At 63.9% G+C, this 14,315-nt stretch carries 22 protein-coding genes; 12 read left to right on the top strand and 10 right to left on the bottom strand.

Annotated elements, in window-relative coordinates; translation table 11 throughout:
• Positions 1-20: 20 nt before the first annotated feature.
• The 10 genes from xth to AB4Z48_RS17780 all read right to left on the bottom strand — a co-directional run bounded on the left by xth (position 21) and on the right by AB4Z48_RS17780 (position 4,796).
• Positions 21-812, bottom strand: a complete 792-nt coding sequence (xth, locus tag AB4Z48_RS17825) for an exodeoxyribonuclease III (protein ID WP_441616246.1) — start codon at positions 810-812, stop codon at positions 21-23.
• 94 nt (positions 813-906) lie between these two features.
• A complete protein-coding gene (locus AB4Z48_RS17820; RefSeq protein ID WP_441616244.1) occupies positions 907-1,137 on the bottom strand; it encodes a helix-turn-helix transcriptional regulator in 231 nt (76 codons plus the stop codon).
• Positions 1,134-1,262, bottom strand: coding sequence for a hypothetical protein (locus tag AB4Z48_RS17815; protein WP_441616242.1), 129 nt, complete (start codon positions 1,260-1,262; stop codon positions 1,134-1,136). Before AB4Z48_RS17815 ends, AB4Z48_RS17820 begins: the two co-directional genes overlap by 4 nt.
• A gap of 33 nt (positions 1,263-1,295) precedes the next feature.
• Positions 1,296-1,556: a hypothetical protein gene (locus AB4Z48_RS17810; protein ID WP_441616240.1), complete on the bottom strand. Its 261-nt coding sequence runs from the start codon at positions 1,554-1,556 to the stop codon at positions 1,296-1,298.
• Positions 1,553-2,092: a hypothetical protein gene (locus AB4Z48_RS17805; RefSeq protein WP_441616238.1), complete on the bottom strand. Its 540-nt coding sequence runs from the start codon at positions 2,090-2,092 to the stop codon at positions 1,553-1,555. Before AB4Z48_RS17805 ends, AB4Z48_RS17810 begins: the two co-directional genes overlap by 4 nt.
• Entirely contained in the window at positions 2,089-2,616 is a 528-nt protein-coding gene (locus AB4Z48_RS17800) for a hypothetical protein (protein WP_441616236.1), read from the bottom strand. The genes AB4Z48_RS17805 and AB4Z48_RS17800 overlap by 4 nt, the downstream gene beginning before the upstream one ends.
• A 23-nt stretch (positions 2,617-2,639) precedes the next feature.
• Complete coding sequence (locus AB4Z48_RS17795) at positions 2,640-3,068, bottom strand: hypothetical protein (RefSeq protein ID WP_441616234.1); 429 nt, start codon at positions 3,066-3,068, stop codon at positions 2,640-2,642.
• A 3-nt stretch (positions 3,069-3,071) separates the two neighbouring features.
• Complete coding sequence (locus AB4Z48_RS17790; RefSeq protein WP_441616232.1) at positions 3,072-3,422, bottom strand: hypothetical protein; 351 nt, start codon at positions 3,420-3,422, stop codon at positions 3,072-3,074.
• A 10-nt stretch (positions 3,423-3,432) separates the two neighbouring features.
• Complete coding sequence (locus tag AB4Z48_RS17785) at positions 3,433-3,657, bottom strand: hypothetical protein (RefSeq protein WP_441616230.1); 225 nt, start codon at positions 3,655-3,657, stop codon at positions 3,433-3,435.
• A 422-nt stretch (positions 3,658-4,079) separates the two neighbouring features.
• On the bottom strand, positions 4,080-4,796 hold the full coding sequence (locus tag AB4Z48_RS17780) for a LexA family protein (RefSeq protein ID WP_441616228.1): 717 nt from the start codon (positions 4,794-4,796) through the stop codon (positions 4,080-4,082).
• A gap of 86 nt (positions 4,797-4,882) precedes the next feature.
• Between AB4Z48_RS17780 and AB4Z48_RS17775 the strand changes: the two genes are divergently transcribed.
• From AB4Z48_RS17775 to AB4Z48_RS17720, 12 genes are all read left to right on the top strand, one after another.
• Positions 4,883-5,164, top strand: coding sequence for a Cro/Cl family transcriptional regulator (locus AB4Z48_RS17775; RefSeq protein ID WP_441616226.1), 282 nt, complete (start codon positions 4,883-4,885; stop codon positions 5,162-5,164).
• 206 nt (positions 5,165-5,370) lie between these two features.
• A complete protein-coding gene (locus AB4Z48_RS17770; protein ID WP_441616224.1) occupies positions 5,371-5,889 on the top strand; it encodes a phage regulatory CII family protein in 519 nt (172 codons plus the stop codon).
• A complete protein-coding gene (locus AB4Z48_RS17765; protein WP_441616222.1) occupies positions 5,886-6,263 on the top strand; it encodes a hypothetical protein in 378 nt (125 codons plus the stop codon). Before AB4Z48_RS17770 ends, AB4Z48_RS17765 begins: the two co-directional genes overlap by 4 nt.
• 9 nt (positions 6,264-6,272) lie before the next feature.
• Positions 6,273-7,337, top strand: a complete 1,065-nt coding sequence (locus AB4Z48_RS17760; protein WP_441616220.1) for a hypothetical protein — start codon at positions 6,273-6,275, stop codon at positions 7,335-7,337.
• The gene (locus AB4Z48_RS17755) at positions 7,334-7,747 is read left to right on the top strand and encodes a hypothetical protein (protein WP_441616218.1); all 414 of its coding nucleotides are present in this window, start codon (positions 7,334-7,336) and stop codon (positions 7,745-7,747) included. The genes AB4Z48_RS17760 and AB4Z48_RS17755 overlap by 4 nt, the downstream gene beginning before the upstream one ends.
• 230 nt (positions 7,748-7,977) lie before the next feature.
• A complete protein-coding gene (locus AB4Z48_RS17750; protein ID WP_441616216.1) occupies positions 7,978-8,292 on the top strand; it encodes an HNH endonuclease in 315 nt (104 codons plus the stop codon).
• 135 nt (positions 8,293-8,427) lie between these two features.
• Positions 8,428-8,976: a P27 family phage terminase small subunit gene (locus AB4Z48_RS17745; RefSeq protein ID WP_441616214.1), complete on the top strand. Its 549-nt coding sequence runs from the start codon at positions 8,428-8,430 to the stop codon at positions 8,974-8,976.
• Positions 8,933-10,666, top strand: coding sequence for a terminase large subunit (locus tag AB4Z48_RS17740; protein ID WP_441616212.1), 1,734 nt, complete (start codon positions 8,933-8,935; stop codon positions 10,664-10,666). The genes AB4Z48_RS17745 and AB4Z48_RS17740 overlap by 44 nt, the downstream gene beginning before the upstream one ends.
• 1 nt (position 10,667) lies before the next feature.
• Positions 10,668-11,963, top strand: coding sequence for a phage portal protein (locus tag AB4Z48_RS17735; protein ID WP_441616210.1), 1,296 nt, complete (start codon positions 10,668-10,670; stop codon positions 11,961-11,963).
• Positions 11,938-12,648: a head maturation protease, ClpP-related gene (locus tag AB4Z48_RS17730; RefSeq protein WP_441616208.1), complete on the top strand. Its 711-nt coding sequence runs from the start codon at positions 11,938-11,940 to the stop codon at positions 12,646-12,648. Before AB4Z48_RS17735 ends, AB4Z48_RS17730 begins: the two co-directional genes overlap by 26 nt.
• A 74-nt stretch (positions 12,649-12,722) precedes the next feature.
• Complete coding sequence (locus tag AB4Z48_RS17725; protein ID WP_441616206.1) at positions 12,723-13,955, top strand: phage major capsid protein; 1,233 nt, start codon at positions 12,723-12,725, stop codon at positions 13,953-13,955.
• Between the two features lie 65 nt (positions 13,956-14,020).
• The gene (locus AB4Z48_RS17720) at positions 14,021-14,314 is read left to right on the top strand and encodes a hypothetical protein (protein WP_441616204.1); all 294 of its coding nucleotides are present in this window, start codon (positions 14,021-14,023) and stop codon (positions 14,312-14,314) included.
• The last annotated feature ends 1 nt before the right edge of the window (position 14,315 follow it).

Below are 14,315 nucleotides of genomic sequence, written 5' to 3'. Positions count from 1 at the left end.
GGCGCCCCGGGGTTGCCCCCTCAGCCCAGCGTGGCCACCACCGGCGTGTGGTCGGACGGCTGCTCCCAGGTGCGCGGCACCCGGTCGATCACGCAGGCGCTGCACGATTCGCGCAAGGCCGGCGACAGCAGGATGTGGTCGATGCGCAAGCCGGCGTTGCGGCGGAAGGCGAACATGCGGTAATCCCACCAGGAAAAGCTCTTTTCCGGCTGCTCGAACATGCGGAAGGCATCGGTCAGGCCGAGTGCTTCCAGCGCCCGGAAGGCTTCCCGCTCGGGCGGGGAGACCAGGTTCTGGCCTTCCCACTTCGCCGGGTCGTGCACGTCGCGGTCCTCGGGCGCGATGTTGAAGTCGCCCAGCAGCGCAAGCTTCGGGTACTTCGCCATCTCCCCGCGCAGCCATGCGGTCATGGCCTGCAGCCAGTTCAGCTTGTAGGTGAACTTGTCGGAGTCGGGGGCCTGGCCGTTGGGGAAATACGCGCACACCAGGCGCACGTCGCCATAGGTCGCGGCCACCACGCGCTGCTGGGCGTCCTCGAAGCCGGGGATATTGCGCACCACGTCGGCGGGCGTGGCCATGGTCACGTTGCGCGCCAGGATCGCCACGCCGTTATAGGTCTTCTGGCCGGTGAAGACGCTGTGAAAACCCGCGCTCTCCAGTTCGGCCAGCGGATACTTGTCGTCCGGCATCTTCAGCTCCTGCAGGCACAGGGCGTCGATGGGGGTATCCGCTTTTTCCTGCTCGATCAGCCAGTCCAGCACCTGCGGCAGCCGGACCTTGAGCGAATTGACGTTCCAGGTTGCGATTCTCATGGTTTATCTTGTTCTATGATGGGTAAGGCTTTCCGGGTTGATTATTCTGAAAAATGTCTTCTGGCTACCCATCTAGCTACCCAACTTCATTCTGCTAGCCTTTCGACCCCTGCAGGAGCGCCTCGATGCTCTCTGCCGTGATGCCGCTCGAGCGTGGGCCGATCTTTACGAGGCGGAGTGTACCAGCGGCCACCATGCGGTAGACCGTTGCCTTGGAGATGCTAAGCTGGCCCATCACCTCGCGGACGCGGTAAAGGCGCTGCGTTTTGGGCGCCACTGCCGGCGCCGTGCCTGCCTTTTGTTCAATGTTGGTGACGACGTTCACTTTTCGCTCCAATTCGCCAAGCCTGGCGGGGTCAATTCGATGATTCGTTGTGCTGTTACTTCCATACTCACTTCATTGGTAAATCGCGGATACGGGTGGATATCCGCTTGGTAGCGGTCGGTCATGCCGCCACCCGCTGTCTCTTGGCGTCCTTTGGTTCATGCGACGGCCCTCATGCAGCCAAGCTCGCGCCAGGTGGCCAGCCGCGCGTGCGCGCGAATCCGGCCTTTCACGGCGAAGTTGTTTTCGAGCGCGCAGGACTTGGCTGACTCAGCTGTGCGAGCCCGTACATACATGACGTGCCGAGCGGTGGGCTTCTTCTCCGGGCCGGTCGTGAGCGTCACGGCCCATGCCTTGAATTCGCGCGTCGACCAGTAGGCGTGGCTCTCTTCTTCGTCGGGAAACAGAAACGTGGTCATGCGTGTGCGCTCTCTTCGTTGGTAATGGTCTGGTCGGTGGCGGAGTCCAGGGCGGAGCCGCCAATGCGGAGTGCGGCCTGCAGCTCGGCGCTGTGATCGAGGTCGCGGATGGCCTGATAGCGGCAAGCGTTGACGCGATCCTCGGCGCAGGCCTCGCGGTTGCCCCGCAGCAGCGCACGCGCGGCGTGCTCGGCAACGACCTGGTGCGCCGCGGCGCGGGCATGCAGCATCGCGGCGAAGTTGGCCACGTCGATGGGGTCGCCCTTGCATACGGCTTCGGCCATCATCTGGGCGAGTCGCTCCACCGAGCACTCCAGCGGGTTGTCCCAGCCCGCCCGGCCTTTGCTACGGCATGCGGCGAGCTTCGCCTTCATGGCGGTGGCGAGCTGGTCCACGGCAAGGTCATCCGTGTGTGGGCGGATCGAGCGGATAGCGCCGCGTGAGGGGGCGGCGAGGCGCAGGCCGTGATCGGCCGGAAGGCGCTCGCCAATGCTGGTGCCGAACCTCTCGGCGTTGCGGCGTGCCTTCGCGTTCATTGCGCGTCTCCTGCCTTGAGGTAGGGGCGAAGCAGGGCGGCATCTTCGGTGGTGGCTGGCATCGGTTCCACGTCATCGCGGCCGTCGACGGGGACGCCCACAAAGGTTACGGCTTCGTTGTGCGTCCAGACCGGGGTAAGCGTGCGCGTTTCTCCGGGGCGCAACGGTTCCTTCTCGTCGGGCTGGTAGCCGTACCACTCGCCGTCGAGCCAGTAGCCGTAAGGCTGCGCAATGCGCTCCTCCAGCTCGGCGCGCTCGAGCTGGGCGATCTCGCTTCGGATGACATTGAGCAGCGGCGCTACCGCGTGCGTGGCTAGCGCTTTGCGATCCATCCCGCGGCTGTGCAGGAGCATGGCGAACAAGCCAACATCGACGGCGTCGCTGTGGCCAATGCTCTCCACCAGGCGGCGCGCCAGTTCGTGATCGGGCAGGTCGTGCAGCGGCACGATGGACTTGGCAAGGCGCTCGGAAATAGCAGCGCCGAATGTCGACAGCAGGGTGATATTGCGAAGGTGTGTGGACATGGAATCCTCTTGCGGCGGCGGGGTCAGGCGGTGGTGAGATGCACGCCGAGGCGTCTGCGCTCTGCGGCGGTCTCGGCGCGGGCCATGACAAACGTGTCGTAGCGGCAGCGTTTGATGGCTGCCTCGATGAATGACGCGCCCGCAGCGAGCGTGGCGCGTTCCTGCTGGGTGATGTTGACGTCCGTCCCATCGGCGCAGCGATCCACGATGCTGCAAAGCGCGCGCTTGACTGAGCGGATGTAGGGATCAAACTCGGCGATTCCCTGGGCGTGAACAGCGCGTTCCGTGGTGGCAACCATGGTCACCACGGTGTTGTAACCATCGGCTGTTGGCGTGCGCAGAAAGCCGTCCAGGTGGACGTACCACTGCAGTTCGAGCTTGGCCGTGTTCTCCGCTGTCATCGGCACGCGGAGCTGGCGAGGTCGATAGGGCTTGTTGCGGGATTTGCGCATGGTTCAGCCCTCCATGAATTCAGCGTCGCCGACCAGCGCGTCGAGCGCATCGCAAGCCCGGCAGATGTCGAGCGCGGCGTTGATTTCGCGGTCGATGGGTCGCAGCTCAATGCCGTTGTCAGGGCCGAAGTTCGGCAGAGCCGGGTCGACCAGGTGCACGACGATGCCGCCGCGCACGCGCAACTCTTGGGCGTCTTCGGGGCCGGCGAGATCCAACACCAGGACGTGGTGGGCGCTGAGTTCGTCGACGAGAGCGTCAGTTACAGAGGGGGCGGCGACAAAGGCGTGCGTGCGCGCCAGATAGTCGGCGGCGAAAGCCCGGCCGGCACCGCGGCCGGTGAGTCCGATCAGCATGGTGGGTCCTTCAATCGAGGTCGTTGGCCTGGCGGCGCTTGAAGTCGTCGGCGGGTCGCGTGCGCCGGCGAGCGGCGCTGCGCTTCGTGGCCTCGGCCCGCAGGCGCGTCTTCACAGACGCGATCAGGGCGAGGCGGGTAGGGGTGTGTTCGAGCGCCTCCTCGGGGACGCCGCTCCACTTGAGGCGGCGAAACTCCTTCAGCAGGGCGACTTTTGAGAAAGGCAGCGGCGGCATGTGCCTAAGCCGCGCTGGGAGCGCTCTTGACGGCTGTGGGTGCGCGCTCGTCGTGTTCAAGAGCGCAGGCATGGACTGCGTAGACGGCCACCGCCAGGGCGGCGTGGGTAAGCCAATGTAGGCCACCATGAAAGCCGCGGCGGGCGGTCACGGTCTTGAGGCGATTCCTTCGGGTCATGAACTCTCCATCGAGGGGCACCTGCCGGTGCCGTCGATGGCGAGATTACCAAGTAGTAATATTACAGGTCAACACCGTTTGGTAATATTTTCGCCCGTGCGACGTCCTGGAGGCATTCTCCAAGCGCAGACGGTATTGGCCAGCTCCCTTGGTCAGGTCCGTTTTGAGGTGAAAAGCGGTGCTCCGCGGCCGGCTCTACTGGGCGGCTAATGCGGGCCGCTTAAGGGACGGTGTGCCCTGCGAGTTACAGCTCAAGTGTGGCGGTCATGATGACGCCACAAATGTGATCGTCCTTTTGCAGGCGCAAAAAGCGGTTGGGCCACTCCGGATTGAGGGCCTCGAGAAAGAGCTCCCCGTCGACCAGGGTCAGCTTTTTGAACGTTGCCTCGTTGCCGTTCCGGCGCACGATGACGAACTTGCCAGGCTGTGCTTCGACGTCCGGATTGACGAAGAGCAGCATGCCTTCCGGGAACGACGGCGACTGACCCGCCGGCGCTGTCATTGAGTAGCCCTTGACTCTCAAAACGAAGCCTTGCGGCCCGAGATCCTTATGGCAGTAGTGATAGGCCTGCGCAGTAGCAGGTTCAAAGTTATCCGCGATTTCTGTCCACATCCCCGCTTGTACCCATGATATCTCGGGGTATGCCCGGGACCTCATGTCAGGTCCGGTTTCGAAGTTGTTCCCGAGAGAAGGGAAATTGTAAGCGTCTGCCGGAGAGTCCGCACTTCCAAAAAGCGGCAAGTCTCCGCTCCCGGTTGCCTGATCGAGCCAGCCGGGAGGGATGTGCGCCAACTCCTCAATACGTCGCGCCTTCTTCTCGCCAAAGCTCTTGCTGCCGCGCGAAAGGCCGGAAATTTCCCCCTGATTCATGCCGGTCTGCCGGATGAATTCAGCCTGGGTGCCGTACTTCTGCGAGATCAGGAGTTGAAGGCGCTGGCGCCGGATGTCAACGATGGTCATAGGCCACAATTATCCCTACCAATTACTTTAAGGTAAAACACCAAAGAGTGTTGTTCGGAAATTACAATATGGTAATATCCGGCGTCATGGACAAGCTACTGGCCTACCTGAACAGCCTCGATAGGGCGCAGCGCGCTGCCTTCTGTAACGCGCTGGGAACCTCTGAGGGCTACCTGCGCAAAGCGATTAGCGCGGGCGGGAGATTCAAGTGCGAACTGTGTGTGTTGATTGAGCGACACGCGGAGGGGCGGGTCACGCGCAAGGATTTACGGGCCGATTGGCCGCGAGCCTGGCCAGAGCTTTTCTATGTCGAGCCGCGGCTCTGGCTCATTCCTGTCGAGGAATGGCTGAGGCTATTGGCAAGCTAAGGGCCGCACCATGCGCGACGCGGAAGCGCGCCGAATGACGTCGAGGGGTACTCCGCCGCCTCTCGACGGTATTCAAACGGCGAAGAAATTTGGGCTTGGGTTGGAACACGTTTTCTTCCTGAGCGCGCGGTCGTAGCGCCGCGCTTTGACGAAGAGTATCCGATTGTGCTGCTTAAGCGACACGATCAATTTTGCGGGGGGTTACCGTGACTTACGAGTATTCCGACATCGATCCATTGGAGTCGATGTACAACTTGGCGCGCCGCTACCCCGGCAGCGTCGAGGGATTGGCGGTGGCGCTGGGTCGGCGCATGGACAAGCACGTGGTTCCTTCGGTCCTGCGCAACAAGCTGCGGCCGAACATCTATTCTCATTTCCTCACTGCCGAGGAATTCAGCCTCATCATGGAGTTGTGCCAGGAGGCCAACGTACTGCGGCCGTTCGCCCCGTTGCAAGCGATGAATCTGCGGCACGGCATGGTGGCGGTTGACATTCCCGCAGGGCCTACGGCAACGCAGGACATCATCCGAAAAGTCGGCGTCCTCTCGAAAGAATTCGCGGAGTTGGTGGCCGTGGTCATGGAAGACGCGAGCGATGGCGTCATTGATGCGAAGGAGTGCGAGCGCATCAAGAAAGAGGCGTTTGACGTCATGCAAGCGGTGGTGCAACTGACAACGGCTGTCGAGGCCGCGCAGGTCCAGCAGCCGGGGGCGCGCGACGAATGACCCGGGTTGATCTGTTGCCGGCCTCGCTGTCCTCGGCGCAGGCCGGGCGCCAGCGTGCGCTGTTGCGCAAGCGCAAGCCTCTCACGCGGCGCGAGTTGCTCTCTGTCTTTGCGCGCATCAGAAAGCGCATCCTCAAGGGTGGCGAGCCTTTCGGCGTCTTTGCGATCAAGCATGGTCGTGGCCGCGTCTTTCGTCTCATCAGCATCCGGCATGCCGACTACGAGGCGCAGTTGCGCGTCGACAAGGCCATGCAGCATTGGGTCGCCACCTACGACGGCAGCGCAGATCTTGCGCTCGTGTGGGACGACCTGTGCGATTTCGACAAGCCGCTAGCCGCGGCAAACAATGCCATGGCGGCGCAAGTCCGCCAGTAAGACCTCATCATGTCTGCTACTTCAATCAAGCTCACTATCGCCGAGTTGCAGGCTCTCGCCGGCGCCGGCGCGGATGCCGTCAATGTCTACGTCATGGGGATTCGCCCGCGCATGGACTACCGCACGGGTGTGGTGGGCCGTACTGTCGCGATCTCCTACCAGGCAATCAAGGAATGGACCGAGCGCCTTGCGCGGCCTGGCGTGCGTTTCTTCGCGTATAGCCGGGATCAGATTCGCCGTCTCGTGGACCAGCTGGTGAACCTTGGCCTGGTGCGAAAGGAGGGCGGCCATCGTGAGCTGGTCCTGCGTTGCCTCCTCGCTGACACGGATAATTGCGCGCAAAAAAAAGCCGCCAAGGGTTCGCCATACCCGGCAGGTGCCAGCCAAGCCAGTCAGGACAAGGGAAAACAGGCTGTCGGGAAAACAGCCCGAACCGCGAAAGCCGCCCCACATCCGGAGTCCGGATTAAAAGCCTCTTCCCCTACCCCTTCTCGCCTACGGCGCGAAAGGGATGGAAAGGCCATCGACCCTCACGCACCTACGGTGCGAGAGGACGATAAAACCCAAGGCGGCGAAACACAGGCCGGGTCAGAAGCGCAGCGGCTCTCAGAGGAACGCCACGAGCCGGCAAAGCGCGGTGGGAAAGGGCCTGCGGCCCCGAAATCAGAGAAGGGGGCTAGGTCCCTCGTTCGGTGGCAGGCGCATCTGGCGTGGCCGGTGGACATGACGGGCCAGCAGCGGGCCTACCTTGCACGAAGGCTGCGCCCGCTAGGCGCGAAGCTCGGCCAGCTTGTTTTGGACGAGTGGCGGGGCGAGTGTGCGACCGGCGGCATCCGCGCGCCGTGGCGCTATCTCAGCTGGCTGATCACGCAGGCGCAGCTGGACGGCTGGGAGCCGGTCCACGCAGCGGAGGTGGCAAGGAGGCGTGAGTTGGCGCGGTTGAATCACGCTGCAAACGAGGCGGTGCACGCGGCCAAGGTGGCGAGCGTGCCGCCGCTGCCGCTGCCTCGCGGGAGGCTGGCAACGCTCGTCGCGCCGCCGCCGAGCAAGCGAGCAAACTGGAGCAGGGCATGATGGTAAAGCGCGCAGAATCGGGTACGGGCAACGAGCCACCGGCATGGGTGGTGGAGCGGCTGGAGTCGTGGGGCGAGTGGGCGTCGAGCGGTGGCCAGCGCAACGGCTATGGCGCAAGCTGTCTCACCCTTGAGGAGATCCGTTCCATGCCGGTGCGCGCCTACGTGCCGGTGTCGGAGCCGGTGTGCGACCTCACGCACGAGGCGCTGCGCAAGATGCCGCTGGAGTGGTTCCAGTTGGCCGGCAAGGTCTACATTGAGCGCATGCCCGTGCGGCTCGCTGCGGAAGAACTCGGCATGAGCCGCGCCAAGGCATTTCGCGTGCATTTGCTGGTTTTCAAAGCGCTCGAATTTTTCATTAAGAATCCGAGGGTTAAGGACCCACCCTTGCACCTGCTCTTGAAATCGTGAGATTCCTTAGGTAGATTTCGGCTACGCTGTGGTTTCAGTGCGTGCAGCGAAACAAGCCCGATCCGGTTCTTACCTGGTCGGGCTTTTTGCTTTCCGGGCGAGTGGGGGCTCCGAACGGTAAGCACGCAGGCGCACTGTTGTCGTGGTGTCTCCTTGGCCCGCCGAAAGCGGGCCTTTTCGTTGGGCCGGTCGTGCATGGTTGCGACCGGCCCAATCTTTTTGGGGTGTTCATGGAGCGTAAAGACTGGCGCCGCATGTACGGCACCAAGCAATGGTTTCGGCTCCGGCACCACCAATTGAAAGATCACCCGTGGTGTGCGTTCTGCGCGCAGGTTGGGCGCCGATCGTTGGCCACCATCGTCGACCACAAGACGCCGCATCGTGGCGACGAACAGTTGTTCTACGACGAGCGGAACCTGCAGTCGCTGTGCAAGCCCTGTCATGACGGCGCGAAGCAGCAGCTGGAGAAGAGCGGGACGCTGCGGGGCTGCGGTGTCGACGGCCTGCCGCTGGACGGCAATCACCACTGGAACCGAGGGGGCTAGGCCCCGTTTTGGTGCCTCCCGAGGGGGTGGGGGGGTAAAAAACTTTTGGCGCCGCCCCTTCCACACCGCGTGCCTCCCTTTCTTTGTACGACCGGGAAATATGGGAGGGGGGTATAGCAAACAGGGGAGGTAGCGATGGCTGGAAATTCAAACTCCGGGCGCAAGGCGTTGCCCGCGACGGTGCATCTGATCCAGGGCAACCGAAGCAAAAAACCGCTGAGCGAAATCACGCAGTCCGGCGTGCAGTGGGAACTGGTGGCGGATGCGCCCGAATGTCCCGAGGTGCTCGACGATGCGGCGCGCGAAGTGTGGGACGAGCTGGCGCCGGACCTCTACATGCTCGGCCTCATCAACAAGCTCGACCAGGGCGAGCTGGCCGTGTACTGCCAGGCGTATGCCGACTGGAAGCACGCCCGCGGCATGATCCAAGAGGTGAAGAACAGCGCGCGCGGCAAGTCGGCGAAGCGGGACGCGGGCTACATCGAGTCCACGCCGAGCGGCTACAAGCAAATCAGCGTCTGGATGCAGATCGCCAACCGAGCGGAAGAGCGCATGCGCTCCTCCGGCGCGTTGTTCGGCCTCAACCCTTCGGCGCGTGCGCGCGTGCAGCTGCCGGCGGGCGGCCAAGGGGAGTTGTTCCGTGGTGACGAAAGGGAAAAAGCCAGCAAGTACTTCGGTGGATGATGACCGCACGACCGCATACGCGCATGCGGTCGTGGCCGGTGAGATCCTGGCTGGGCCGCATGTGCGCGCCGCGTGCTCGCGGCATTTGCGCGACCTGGTGGAGGGGCCGGCTCGCGGGCTGGTGTGGGATCTCGCCGCGGCCCAGCGCGCCATCGGCTTCTTCGAGGATGTACTCTGCCTGAACGGTGGCGATTACGAAGGCAAGCCGTTCGACGTACAGCCGTGGCAAGCGTTCATCATCGGCTCGCTGTTTGGCTGGAAGGGGTCCGATGGTTACCGGCGTTTCCGCGTCGCCTACGTCGAAACGGCAAAGGGCAGCGGCAAGTCACCGCTGGCCGCTGGCATCGGGCTCTATGGGCTGACCTCCGATGGTGAATCGCGCGCCGAGATCTACGCGGCGGCGACGAAAAAGGACCAGGCGCAGATCCTGTTCCGCGATGCGGTGGCCATGGTCGACCAGTCGCCGCTCCTGGCCAGTCGGATCGAAAAGTCCGGCGGCGCCATGCGGGAATTCAACCTCTCGTATCTGCCCACGTCGTCATTCTTCCGGCCGGTCAGCGCCGACGATGGCCAGTCGGGGCCGCGCCCGCATATCGCGCTGCTCGACGAGGTGCACGAACACAAGGGTCCGCACGTCGTCGAAATGCTGCGGGCCGGCACGAAGAGTCGGCGCCAGGCGCTGATCTTCATGATCACCAATAGCGGCACCGACAAGCGCACGGTGTGCTGGGATTACCACGACTACGGCGCCAAGGTCAGTGCCGGCTCGTTGTCCGACGACAGCTTCTTCGCGTTCATCTGTGCGCTCGATGAGGGCGACGATCCGTTCAAGGATGAGGCGTGCTGGGGCAAAGCCAATCCCAGCCTCGCGTATGGCATCCCGGGCATGAAGTACCTGCGCGAACAGGTGACGCAGGCGCGCGGCATGCCGTCCAAAGAGGCGACCGTGCGGCGCCTTTGCTTCTGTGAATGGACGGAGGCCGCTTCGCCGTGGATTGGTGCCGATCTGTGGTTTGCCTGCCAGCCCAAGCCGCCGCCGACGCTTGCGTCGCTCTACGGTCGCTCCGGCGTCGCCGGACTGGACCTCTCCAGCACGCAGGATTTGACCTCGCTCGTCGTGGCGCTGGACCCGACCGACGATGACCCGATCGCGCGGATCATCCCGTACTTCTGGCTTCCGGGTGATGGTCTCCACGAAAAGGCCGAGCGCGATCGCGTGCCGTATCTGGCCTGGCGGGATGCTGGGTATCTAGAGGCGGTGCCGGGCCGCGCCATCAACAAGCTGTTTGTGCTGCGCCGGCTCGCCGAGGTCAGTGCGATGTTCGATCTGCGCGAGATCGCGGCGGATCGGTGGCGTGTCGAGGATTACGAGGCGCTCATCGAGCAGGAGGGGCTGAGCCTGCCGCCGTTCTACAAGTTCGGGCAGGGCTTCAAAGACATGGGGCCGGCTGTCGACGAGTTCGAGCGGCTTCTGCTCGACCAGCTGCTGGCGCACGACGGGAATCCGGTGATGACATGGAACGCCGCGAATGCGGTCACCGAGGAAGACCCGGCGGGCAACCGGAAGTTGTCAAAGCAGCGCGCGACCGGGCGCATCGACGGCATCGTGGCCGGCGTGATGGCTGTCGGCCGACTCGTCGGTGTGACGGAATCCAACGAAATTGAGAGCGGCTACGCCACCTTGGACTGATATGGGCTTCTTTGACTTTTTGCGCGGCGCCAGCGTGGCGTCAGATTCCCCGCCGGCCGACGAGCCGCCGGCGGGGCGGGTGGAGCCGACCTTTCACAATCAGTCGGTCATCGTTCAATCGTCGGACCCGACGCTCATGGAGTACTTTGGCGGCGGCGGGCAACCCTCGGCGGCGGGTAAGGCCGTGACCGAAGACACGGCCGCGCGCGTGGCGATGGTGTTCGCCTGCACGCGGCTCATTGCCGGCGCCATGGCGTCCCTGCCTCTGCATTTTTACGAGCGCACCGCCGGCGGCGGGCGGCAGCGATGGGAGACGCCGCTGTGGTGGCTCTTCAACGAGCAGCCCACGCCGCGCTTCTCGGCCGCGACGTTCTGGGAGTACATCATCAAGTCGATTCTGTTCCACGGGGACGGCTTCGCCACCCTGCGGCGCAACAGCGCCGGCACGCCGGTTCAGGTCGTGCCGCATCATCCGGCTGATGTGCTGGTCGAGCGCAAGGGAGACCGGCTCGCGTACTACGTGCAGGATCTGGGCGTGCGCCGCGGCTACGACCAGGACGACGTGCTGCATTTCCCCGGCTTCGGCTTTGACGGGCGCCGAAGTCTCTCGGTGATCCAGTACGCGGCCAAGCAGCAAATCGGTTTCAACCTGACCACGGACGAATTCCGTGGGCGGTTCATGAGTCAGGGGCTGCACACGCCATTCTTCTTTCAGACCGACAAGAAGATGGATCCGGACAAGCGCGAAATGATGCGCAGCGAGTTTGAGCGCAAGTATCGCGGCTACCAGAACGTCGGGGCGCCCATGGTGCTCACCGAGGGCGTGACGCTCAAGACCATCCAGATGTCGATGGCCGACGCGCAGCTCATCGAGCAGCTGAAGATGTCCAACGCCGACATCTGCCGCTCGTTCGGCGTGCCGCCCTTTATGGTCGGCGATCCGGAAGGGGCCACCAACTGGGGCAGTGGGATCGAGCAGCAGGGGATCGGCTTCGTCATGTACACCCTGCAGCCCTACACCAATCGGAACGAGCAGGAAGTCAATCGCAAGCTCTTCCGCACCAGCAAGTACTTCGGTGAATTCAATGTCGATGGCCTGCGCCGTGGCGATCAGAAAAGCCGTGCCGAATTCTTTAAGACCGCGCTCGGTGGTACGCAATCACCAGGCTGGATGGTGCCGAACGAAGTCCGCGCGATCGAGAACATGCCGCCCATCGTGGGTGGCGACAAGCTCTTTGCCCCTGTGGCGAAACCCAACGGAGATAAGCCAAATGAAGGCACTCAAGAACCGGCTTAGTCAGCTGCTGCGTAACGAAGCCAAAGCCGGCCCAGGCATTCGCGCCGAGGGCGACACGCTGTATCTGTACGACGTGATCGGCGACTGGGGCGTGCCCGCTGATGGGTTCGCCAAGGCGCTGGCCGCCATGACGGCCGACGTGGTGCATCTGCGCATCAATTCGCCCGGCGGCGATGTGATGGACGGGCGCGCCATGGCCACCGCGATCGCCAACTATCCGGGCAAGGTCATCGCGCACATCGACGGGATCGCCGCCAGCGCGGCCACCTACGTTGCCCTGGCCGCCAGCGAGGTCGAGATCAGCGAGGGCGCGTTCTTCATGATCCACAACGCCTGGGCGGTGGCCATCGGCAACAAGGCGTCCATGACGGAAATGGCTGCGCTGCTCGATAAGGTCGACGGCACCATCGTGGCCGACTACAAGCGCAAGACGGGCAAAGACGAGGCCCAGATCGTCGCGTGGATGGCCGCCGAAACGTGGTTCACCGCCGATGAGGCCAAAGAACATGGCTTCGTCGACCGCGTCGTGCCCGCGGCGAAGTCGGGCGGCGACGCCAAGGCATGGAACCTCGCCGCCTACCAGAACGCACCGGCAGCGCTCACTGCGCCGCCGGCCAACGAGCCGGACCTTGCCGAGATCGCCGCCAGCAACGCGCGGCGACTTCGGTTGCTCGAAGCCGCGTAACGCCTCTCGCGTTGCCAAACCGCCCGCCCTGGGAAACCACGGCGGGCTTTTTCATTTCCATCTCTGGAGAACACATGATCCAAGCACTGCGCGAGAAGAAAGCGGCACTGGCCCGCGACGCTCGCAACATCCTGGCCAGCAAGGGCGACGCCAAATGGTCCACCGATGACCAGAAGAAATACGATGACCTGCTGGCGCAGATCGAGGCCGTGAATGCCGAGATCGAGAACCACCAGCGGCTGCTGGACATCGAGGCCGACAACGCCTTTAACGAGATCACCGGCCAAGAGCCCGGCCGTGGCGGTGCTGCGCCGCCGGCAGCGGCGGTCGACCCGCAAACCGCCAAGGCACGTGCGCTCTTCGACAAGTGGCTGCGCAATGGTCCGACCGCGCTGACGTCTGACGAATGGCAGCTGGTGCGCAACACCATGTCCACCACCACGCCCGCCGAAGGTGGCTACACCGTGCAAACCGACGTGGCAACCCGCTTCATCGATGCGATGTCGGCTTATGGTGGCATGCGCGATGTGGCGGAGACCATCCGCACGGCTACCGGCAACCCGATGGGCTTTCCGACCACGGACGGCACCACCGAGGAAGGCGAAATCGTCCCCGAGAACACCCAGGCGGGCACGGCCGACATTTCCTTCGGCACGCGACCGCTCAACGTGTACATGTTCGGCTCCAAGATCATCACGGTGCCGATCCAGCTGCTGCAGGACAGCACGCTGAATATCGAGTCGCTGGCGTTCAATCGCATGGCCACCCGCATCTCGCGCGCGGCCAACCGCAAGTTCACGGTGGGTACCGGCACCGGCGAGCCGACGGGCCTGATCACGGCGGCCGCGGTGGGCAAGACCGGCGCCACGGGCAGCACCACCTCGGTGGGCTTCGATGACCTGGTTGACCTGCAGGAGTCGGTCGACGAGGCGTACCAGGCCGGCGCCCGCTGGATGTTCGCGCAGAGCACCCGCAAGGTGGTGCGCAAGCTCAAGGACGCCAACGGTCGCCCGATCTGGACGCCCGGTTACGAGGGCGGCATCACCAAGGGCGCGCCCGACGAGCTGCTCGGCAAGCCTGTGACCCTCAATAGCCACGTACCCGCGATGGCGGCGAACGCGAAATCGATCTCGTACGGCCAGCACGACAAGTACATGATCCGCGACGCGCTCGAGGTGACGCTGTTCCGCTTTGCCGATTCTGCCTATGCGTCGAAAGGTCAAGTTGGCTTCCTGGCCTGGGCGCGCAGCGGCGGCAACCTGATGGACCTGTTGGCCGTCAAGGCCTACCAGAACTCGGCCACCTAAGCCGAGGCGATCGCGCTGGATGGCCCGGCTGGGCCGTCCCTACCAACCCAGCTTTAGGAGTCGCAATGAGCGATCTAACCAACGAAGACAACGGCGGTACCGTGGGCGGTGTCGAGGATAACGGCGCCGAGGCGGCGCGCATCGCCGCGGAGCAGGCTGCTGCAGCGGAGGCTGCAGCCAAGAAGGCGGACAGGGCTGCGGTGCCCGTCAAGGCACGCGTGCTGGTGGACTGCGAGCACGGTGCGCCCAATCAGGTGGTGACGCTGCCCAAGGCCGTCGCTCTCGCGGCAGAGAAGGCCGGCGTGGTCGACACCGCGAAAGAGGCGGTCGCCTACGCCGAGTCGATCGCCCAGGGCTGAC

It is taken from the genome of Cupriavidus sp. 2TAF22 (assembly GCF_052115045.1).
Taxonomy (GTDB): Bacteria; Pseudomonadota; Gammaproteobacteria; order Burkholderiales; family Burkholderiaceae; genus Cupriavidus.
The sequence above is the reverse complement of the archived record's forward strand: the minus strand, read 5'-3'. Positions and strand labels throughout refer to the sequence as shown.